This is a genomic window from Caballeronia concitans (assembly GCF_001544615.1).
In the GTDB taxonomy this organism is placed as follows: domain Bacteria; phylum Pseudomonadota; class Gammaproteobacteria; order Burkholderiales; family Burkholderiaceae; genus Caballeronia; species Caballeronia concitans.
Genome location: NZ_FCNV02000001.1, coordinates 1,329,344 through 1,337,601, shown reverse-complemented (window position 1 = coordinate 1,337,601; position 8,258 = coordinate 1,329,344). Strand labels below are relative to the sequence as shown.

The following is an 8,258-nucleotide window of genomic DNA, read 5'->3' as shown; positions in this document are numbered from 1 at the left end:
CGATACACCTGCTTTGCACTTCGCACCACGCAACACCTCCTCGATTAAAGGTGTTGCGACGACCGGTTGAATCCGCCCAATACCAGATGCCGGTCTATGGTCGCCGGCTTAAACAGCAGAAAGTAAGACAGAGCATGTCACGCAAAGGCAATTGTCTCGATAACGCCACGATGGAGAGCTTCTTCGGTACGCTTAAGTCGGAATTTTTCTACATGAACAGGTTTCGCAACGTCGACGAACTGCAAACCGGCATCAAGGACTACATCCACTATTACAACCACGATCGAATCAAGCTAAGATTGCAAGGACTCAGCCCTGTCCAGTACAGAATGAAATATAAGCAGCACTAACGTCACCGCGTCCAACATTCCGGGGTCAGTTCATCGAAACAGTGGACATAGCCTGCGCGCTCAGATCAAACAGTTCCAGACGTCCATTTCTGCGCGCTTACCATCATATCGACGATCGACACGCGCCAGTTCAGCGTCTGGCTGCTTTCATCGGCGAGCTGATCCATTACGGCAGCGACGTCGATGTCCGTAAGCGGCGCGGGAGCGGCTGCCTCGACGGCGGGCGCAGGCGCCGGGTCCGGCTCGACGGCCGGCGCCGGCTCTGCAGGCTTGGCCTTGTGGAAGATCTTCCCCACGATGTCACCGAAGATACTCATGTCTGTGTCCTTTTCGATTGGTAATGCTGCGAAGGCGCAGGCTTGGCGCTTCGTCGCTTGTCGCACAAAGCCTGCCGCGGCTTAACGTGGACTGTGAGGACCAGTTGACCGTGCGGGACGATTCGAAAGGGATTGCAACGATTTTTTGCCGGTGACGGTTAGTAGTCCGGTTTGTTGCGGGTGCGGTGCTGGGGCGGGTTCAGACTGGAACGCGATGCGCGAGGAAGGGTTTCAGCGCGGTCGCGGAAAAATAAAAAAGCACTTGGGAAGACCCAAGGGCTTGTGTTCTGGCGGAGAGAGGGGGACAGGCTCCCGGCACCAACAAAATCCTTAAAAATCAACGCCCCGACACCAAACCAAAAATGACCGTGTACCGGCCACTGTGTACCAGCTGTCCATGCAACCGGCTTCAAAATCTACGAACCGAGCTTAGCACGCGGTGGCCTCTAAGAACGACAAGCGCGGCTTCCTCGCGACTACTACCGCCGTCGAGCAGTTCGAAGACGTAGACCGGCTGCCATGGCCGATCGGTGCCGCATGCAACATGCGTGGACAGATCGCATCTCACTGGGTCGCGATCGGGAGCACCCTAAGCAGCCAATCAGACGAGGCGGAAGTCATAGTTTAATGACTGAATTCGGCGGCGGCCGAAGGCGGTCCACCGGGATGTTGGTTTCGGTTTCATTGGCGCGGACGGTCGAGGCCGCAGATAACTGAGATCGTGATGGTATGGGCCGGGAGGATGCGAGCTTGTGTATCGAGACTTAAGCTATCCGGAAGTTCCATACCGGCCAGTACTCGGTGGTCGCCTCGTACCAGCTGTTCGATTTCCCGAGAACGACGACCACGAGTCCCAGCACGGATTGACTCTGGGCTCGCGCGACGATGGTGAATGCTGTGCCGTCCGTTCGCCATGTGCTGGATGATGAACCACGAGAAAGGCGTCGTACGGCTGAATAACGATGAATGCGTCTCAAGGAGCGTCTTCGGAATCTCATCAAGCATTGAAACGAATAGGCCCGCGGCAATCGTTGGCGATGCAGATAGCATATCGTCGCGCAGTTCCAACCCCAGTGTGTAGTCGAATATATCCCCAGAGAGCGCGTTTGTCCGCGCCTGATTGAGTGCTTCGCGGACGGGTTGCTGAAGGTCTCTTGGGCGTGGGCAATACAGAAAGTACCTGATGAAGTCCTCGCCAGCCCAATCTCTTAGGGCCTTCATGCGGGCGTCCTGCGCGGCGTCGGCAGAAGCGAACTTCGAGTTGGTCTCGTAGTCGCCATTTCGAGCTGGGAACGCCCGCTTTGCCTGCATCAGCCACGCCGCAGACGTCGAGTGATTGTGATCGAACTGATCCTGGTATTTGATGATCAAGCCAAAGTCGGCTTGCGTAACCCAGCGCTCTAGGTGCTTCGGATATTGGTGTGAGTCAATTTCCAAGCGAATTCCAACGGGCTCGTCTGATTTGGCGAGGTCTTCGTGCAACTGATTGAGTGTGTAGCTAACTTTCTCTTCGACCTGAGTTTCAGCATCCAGCAAATCACAAAGCAGACCTGTCAGTGCCTCTTCCTGCCACGGTCGCTTCCTCGTGAGGCGTTTAGCGACTGCCTCGTCGAGAGCATCAAAGTGGCGCAGGATGAGTCGAATGGCGCGGGGTGAAAGCATGATATTTAAAGATGTTTAACTATCTAGTTAACTGGCGGAACTATAACGTGGGACGCTGCGCTGATAAGACGCCCCTCCGCCTTTTGCGGACAGCCTCATGAAGGCGAGCGATTGGTAGATGCCCGCATCCAAGCAGAGATGGGGATAATGATTAGGTGCGCTGGGCAGCATTCTCCGCCAACACTTCGCGCCGATTTATCTGCGTCACCAGGGTACGTATCAGGTGCGTGTACTTTTCCGCTTCTCGCCTGTTTTTAAGATAGTAAAAATCGCTTGACATGCCAGACTTCACTGACAAAGTCACCAGCCGATCTGCTTCTTTGAGCAATGGCATCGCCCGCTTGCTGTATGGCTCTTGTTTGGCGACGTGATAGCGCGCAATTGCTTCTCGCAGGAAACAAAGCTGAGCCGTCTTCCCATACTTAGCCGCCTTGCTCATCGCAGCATCACCTGCAGCTAGGTCGCCATGCTTATACTGCACGAGGCCCAACGTGAGCCATGCGTCCGCGCTGTGTGCATCCAGCTGGGTCGCACGTTTAGCATAAGGCAAAGCGTCCGTCGCCTTTCCAAGGGTCCTCAGAAGAAACGACGCGTACCTCTCGTGCAATGCTGCGTTCAGTGGCTCCTCTAAGATCGCCAGATCGTACAATTCTTTGGCTTTCCCATACTCCTTCTTTATCGTCGCTATCTTTGCGGCCTTCGCATACTCACTTCTAAAGCCGTCGGCCACGCGATCCATTCTGTAATTTCGATCGATCTCGTAGCGCTCCGTCGCCTGCTTGTCGACCTTGAAAGCAATCTTGTCCAGTCGCTCCGATTCCTCTCCGGGTACTCTGCGCTTTTTTTGCCGAAAAAAATCTTTTGCAAGCTCCACTATTTCAAGGTCGTATGAATCTCCTTGGTCGACGATGCTAGCAAAGTACGTTTCACCAAGACTCGACTGGAACTCTGCATGCTGAACGCCGATCTGCGTGCAGACGTCGCCTACACATTTCCCGTCGAGCGGACTAGCGAGCGACACAAGTACCATAAAAACATCTTGAACGGCCGCAGTCATTCGGGCCCAGGCATCTTCGTACAGAAATTCGAGCAGTTCGTCGCTGGTTTTCCGCAGGATCTGATCTAGCCCCTCCGGAATGCCTGATGAGGATCGTGCGATGTAGCGTACAAGGGTATCTATGAGAAGCGGCTTGCACATTAACTGTTGGCAAGCTTGGCGCAAACGAGGTTCTCCCGCTTGAATCACAGCGCGGGCGCCGTATTCTTTGCCGAGCTTTTGTAACAGAAGAAGGGCCTCAGACTCGGGGAGTTGGCTAACGGGAACAGGCTCAGCAGCAAGCAATTCGCGACGACGGGAAGTTATGACTACACGACCGATGCGTTTGGCTACCTGTGAGATAAAACTTCCAAGCTCTTCGGCGTCCACCTGCGACGTGGATAGAGTTTCTGTGTTATCAATGATCAGCAACACGTCGTCCCGCGTGAAGCCCTCCCCGGAAAACACCGTCACCGCTTTGTCAATCAAGGCCCTACCGTCTACCTTGAACCATTCCTTACCCAAGACAGGGCTAAAGCAGTACATGAGTTCACGAACACTATCTTCCATCGCGTCGGAGATCCCCTTGAAATGGACCAGTCCCTCCTCGGTCCACTTGGTACGCTTTGCTGTATAGAAACCGATAACGGATGGCAGCTTGAAATCGCCTTCGACGCAACCCTCCAACAGATTGTTGAAGAACTCCAGAACAAGCGTTGTCTTACCAAACCCTCCATCACCAAAAACCAGGCATGTTCTGGAATCTGCTATATCCATTAACCAGTCTTTAAGCTTGTCCAGTTCCTTCGTGCGTCCGACAAAGTTCGCGGTTTGACGGCCAGGGACGTTATTCAGGATAAGAAAGGATTTTGACGACCGTGGGACCTCTCTCCACTTGAATTTGTCGACGATCTTATCTTCCGCAGCAAATATGTTGGACGGTGCCAAGTCAAACGTTATTTCTCGCGCATCGGTCCAGGAGAGTACTTGTCCCTGAACTTTCCAGACGCCTTTTCGTGACGCAACTTTTCCGATGACGATGCCTTGATCCCCAAGCACCAAGGGAATAGAGATCGGAATCAGCACGTCGCCGACGTGGGCGGCAACGGCGGATGAGGTTACTGATGGCAGCGCTCCACCAGCAACTGCCACCACCCGTCGAATCAGTTCAGCGGTGTTGTTCGCCCAGAGCTCAGTGGTCGGAGCGTCGAGTACGCCATGTGCCGGCCGCTTGTTGCGAAACTCCACCCAGTTGACAAGCGCTGTCACGAGGTTTTCGTTCTGTCCCGACGGCGTCTCGAACCAACCGGTCATATATCCCCGGAACACCATCCCACGAATTCTGGGTACGAGGGCATCCAGTATCTCGACCGGCAGCCCGTCTGACGGTTGAGCAAAGCGGTCGCAGAATTGCTTCAAGTCAACGTCATCGTCAACCGTTGGTGTAGCTTGAACCACCGTTTCGAGAGCTGCGATCGACAGGCTCTGTAACAGCGAGCGGAGAATCGACGACAAATAGCTGAGGGATTCTGCCGGGGACGGAAGCGCAAGCGCCTTTTCTAGTTCTCTCAGATAGATCTTTTCCACAGATTTACTCGTTTTGTATTTGCACCGTGCCCGCGAATGGCAACATCAGGCCACAACGAGCAACGGCCAACAGATCAGCCGCCGGTTGCGGTAGGTCGCCAACGGAAATGACCGAATAGCCCATGGTACTTGGGCGTACATGAATGCGCCACTAAAGCTCCACTCGCCGGTCTAGCGCGCGCACCGGTTCGACACTCCCATGAGACATTCGCGTACTCGCAGAGTGGTCATTCAGGTCACAGTCGCATAACGGGGAAAAGCAAACCTGCTCCCCGATCCAGAAAGGAAGCGTTACCAAAGTCCAATTTCGGCAGCGGCTGAAAGCCTACGTCCCGGCGGAGATTGACTGCAATTCTGAAATAACTCGAACAGCTTCGGATCCTTGCGCCACTCAACTGCATCGTCCTCGTCCAGATAGAGTTCTCGCTCGATCCTCGCAGCCCAGTCAGCAACCTTAGATGTTTCTTCTGCTGCAGCTTCAAGTACCTTGAGACGACGGACAATGAGGGCGGTATTATTGTCCTCGGCCGACCAGATCGCCTCATCTGCTCCCCATTGCAGCCATCGCATCATGTCGGGCCAACGAAGCGTGAGCGCGATCCACCGTGCATACTGCTCAAGTGAAGGTGCACGCCAGAACGGGGCGACACGCCGCCGCTCGTTCCGCAGCGCCAAGTAGAGCCTTGCGAGATTGACCATGCGCTTGATCTCTCGAGGATTGCCCGCGCTATAGCGCCCAAGCTCGCGAATGATGCGCCCGACATCCTTACTATCGTTCGAGGGAACGGCGGATTTTTCCTGACCAGGCTGTTGCGCACCGCTGTCACCAGTGTCCGCAAAATCATCAAGGCTATTGGTGCCTGCGTCGAGCGAATTCCGGCCGTCAGGCGTTAAGGGGGGGCTGGACGGAACGGACGGGTCGACGGAAACAAAGTTAGTCGCTGCACCAAGCGATTTAAGATACTCATTGATATTTGCCTGAGGCGGGATCGTGAATGGCAGTTGGACGAACTTGTCCATGAAGCGCCAGCCGAGCGGCACGCCGCGCTCGTAACTGGGAAGCCTCTCGCGGATTTCCGCATGCGCCTTTTCGAGCGCGGCGGCAATCATCTGTGGGTCCATGCCAATTACGAACATGCACCGGTAAGTGTCGCTCGCCAATAGCATGCTAACACCCTCCACGACGCTTGCGATTTTTGTGGGAGAGCAGCGGTCTAGATCGTCAATGAAAATTACGATTGGTGTGAATGTGTCAGCGGCTTCCTTCGGAGCCGCGGCTAGTACCCGCCGCAGATCAGCATGTATTTGGTGGATCGCCCCGACCGATTGAGCGTAGTCCGGCACGGTTAGGTATGGTGCCAAACTAAGTTCGGCTGGCTCCGCGTAAGTCTTCTCGCGGGTCACCCAGTAACGAAGTGCGAGATAGGCCGAGAGAAGGACGGGTCCAACAATGCCGCCCCAATACCCCATCTTGCTGATGTTTGTCGCAAGCGGGCTGAGGTCCGGGAATACCGTTTTGGCTGCCCCTAGGCCGATCAGGGAAACGGTCGCACCGACCCCGATTAGGAGCGCACGTCGCACCTGCGCCCACCAGATGGTGAGCACGCGATCATAAATCTTTCGCCGCACAATTCCGTCATCGATCCGGGCAAGGTGCAACCTGAGGAGGAAAGCCTCGCGCTGCACGATCGGGAGCCGATCGCTGATCTGCGATACGATCGCGTCGACTAAACCCGACCAAACCTGCTCGCAAGACTCATATTTCCAAGCATTAAACCAGATCGTGAATAGTCCTTCGTGGCGAATTGGTGGCGTCGCAATGTCTTCATTTTGAGCTACCGTTTTCGTGTAGGCGTCGTGTAGAAATTCGGGTCCAATATCTTTTTTTCGCTCAAGGAGCTTCAGAACCGAGCCGAGATTGAGCGCGCCGAAAGCCGTTTGCCCGACCTTGAGGCGATAAGCGTCGCGGATGCGCTCCGGGTCGAGACGCTCTCGGATCATCTGCATCAACGACGACTTGCCTGCGCCCCAAGGAGCCTGCACGCTGACGCTGATCGGCGCAGGAGTGCTTGGATTGGAGAGGAACGAAGCGATTGCTTCTGCGTAGGTAGCATAACCGAGGCGATCCTGAATCGACGCGGCATCGTTGTGCAAGCTCATCAGAACCTGCCCGGTCAGCACATCCTCATAGCCTTCGAGTAGCGCGTTTGCTTCGATACCCATCACGCGCAAATAATCGACGAAGATTCCCGGGCTTTCGAGCAGGGCGCGGACAAGATCATCGACAATGAATTGTTTGCGGCCCGATGTTCTTGCACGCGCAGCGGCGCGGTCGAGTATGGCGCCGGCGTTGTGCGTGGTCCGTGCAAAATGGCCGCCCTCAATGTTCTGGGGAGCGATCCAATCCTTCTTGAAAAGTTGACTCCAGGCCGGTTCGTAACGATCCCCAGCCAGCTCATGAATCGCAGTACAAAAGGCCCCTACGGACCGATCACTGCCGATGCGCGAGAAAGCATCCGTTTGCGCAGCATCCGCGAGCGCGAATAGCAACAACTCAGTTGTAAGCTCGGACTCATTCTTGCTCTTGCCGAGCGCATGCGCAATTGAGAGCACTGCCTCGGCAGCGAGTGAAGGACTCCACCTATTCTTCGGCTCGGAAGCCTCGTCCGGGAGCGACGATGATGGAACTAGTGTTTGAATAGCCGCGGCCAGGGCGTCAAAGCCATTAGCTTCCGGGCCGGGCGTCGAAATCGTGACCGAGGTCGCTGGTCGGTCGGCCCAGCCGTTCCGGATCAGTACCTGAAGCGTAATCCGGAAGCTCTCAACCAAGGACAGCCGCGCGGTCCCGGTCCCCATCAGAGGCACCCATAGTTTGCGTAGCGACTGCAGACGGCTATCGCGCAGACAATTCTCGAGATTGTCTTCGAGCAAACGCGCGGGCGGGCCGCCGTCGATCGTCACAACGTAACAGAGCAGGGTTCGCCCGGCTGGCGAAATGAAATATCCGTCCGTCAGATCATTGGACAGAGGCAGGCTTTTTTGATCAAGGCCGAGATGTTCTAGTACGTATTGATTGAGAGCACCGGGCGTCCCGTGAGCATCAATCGAAAGGAAAATGGCGTCGCCTTCGGGGATCGCAAGCGATGCCACCACGACGGTTTCGCCAAGTCTTGTGTCAATTCTGTCGTGGATGTCCATGCCGGCCCCGATTGAACATTATTCGGTAGTGCAGTGCGTCAACCGTTTATGCGCCATGGTAAACGCGATGCCACATTGGTTTGCTTGAAGAATTGTCGGCGATCTCGG

The 8,258-nt window shown here is 55.4% G+C and carries 4 protein-coding genes and 1 pseudogene; 1 reads left to right on the top strand and 4 read right to left on the bottom strand.

Annotated features, from left to right (window positions below):
- A partial coding sequence (locus tag AWB72_RS06155) for an IS3 family transposase (RefSeq protein ID WP_244285522.1) occupies positions 1-350 on the top strand: 350 nt, incomplete at its 5' end.
- 101 nt (positions 351-451) lie between these two features.
- On the opposite strand, the pseudogene AWB72_RS06150 reads toward AWB72_RS06155, so the two are convergent.
- The 4 genes and pseudogenes from AWB72_RS06150 to AWB72_RS06130 all read right to left on the bottom strand — a co-directional run.
- Positions 452-667: pseudogene (locus AWB72_RS06150) on the bottom strand (DUF3597 family protein); the annotation flags it as partial.
- 681 nt (positions 668-1,348) lie between these two features.
- Positions 1,349-2,329, bottom strand: coding sequence for a hypothetical protein (locus AWB72_RS06140; protein ID WP_040048752.1), 981 nt, complete (start codon positions 2,327-2,329; stop codon positions 1,349-1,351).
- Positions 2,330-2,480: 151 nt separating this feature from the next.
- A complete protein-coding gene (locus AWB72_RS06135; RefSeq protein WP_087127898.1) occupies positions 2,481-4,952 on the bottom strand; it encodes a hypothetical protein in 2,472 nt (823 codons plus the stop codon).
- A 291-nt stretch (positions 4,953-5,243) separates the two neighbouring features.
- Positions 5,244-8,150, bottom strand: coding sequence for a KAP family P-loop NTPase fold protein (locus tag AWB72_RS06130; protein ID WP_040048754.1), 2,907 nt, complete (start codon positions 8,148-8,150; stop codon positions 5,244-5,246).
- Positions 8,151-8,258: the final 108 nt, after the last annotated feature.

Coding starts and splice junctions, on each gene's coding strand:
- AWB72_RS06140 (WP_040048752.1), bottom strand. CDS start 2,329: ATGCTTTCACCCCGCGCCATTCGACTCATCCTGCGCCACTTTGATGCT.
- AWB72_RS06130 (WP_040048754.1), bottom strand. CDS start 8,150: ATGGACATCCACGACAGAATTGACACAAGACTTGGCGAAACCGTCGTG.